The sequence below is a fragment of the Roseiconus nitratireducens genome (genome assembly GCF_008629675.1).
In the GTDB taxonomy this organism is placed as follows: Bacteria; Planctomycetota; Planctomycetia; order Pirellulales; family Pirellulaceae; genus Stieleria; species Stieleria nitratireducens.
In genome coordinates this window covers 1-451 of sequence record NZ_VWOX01000096.1, presented here as the reverse complement: position 1 = coordinate 451, position 451 = coordinate 1, and the positions used below count along the sequence as shown (strand labels likewise).

Genomic DNA, 451 nt, shown 5'->3' with positions numbered 1-451 from the left:
CACGACGCTGGTGATCGAAGATGGCGTCACGGTTCACGGCGGCAACGGAGCGATCGGTCGCAGCGGCTACTGGAACACGGCGAACAACGTCAGCGTGCTCAACCGTGGTGTGATCGACGCCGATGTGGCAGGTCGGACGATCGAGATTCGTCCCGACGGTGGAAGCTTCACGAATGAAGGTGTGCTTCGTGCCAGCGGCGGCACGCTGGACGTCGACGGTTTGGTGGGCAACGCCGGTACGGTGGAACTGATCCAGGGGACGATGAATCTGGACGGCAATTACCTGGTCGACCAGGACATCATTGCCAACGGCGACACATTGACGCTGGCGGGCACATGGGACAATCAGGCCGCGATCAATCTGACCAGCAGTAGTCTGACCGTTACCGGCAACTGGACCAACAACGGCACGATCACCACGACCGGCGGATCGGTTTTCCTGAACGACAAC

Annotated in this window: 1 protein-coding gene; it reads left to right on the top strand. The window is 60.5% G+C overall.

What is annotated here, in order from left to right; genetic code table 11:
* A partial coding sequence (locus FYK55_RS29390; protein WP_161604836.1) for a hypothetical protein occupies nucleotides 1–451 on the top strand: 451 nt, incomplete at both ends.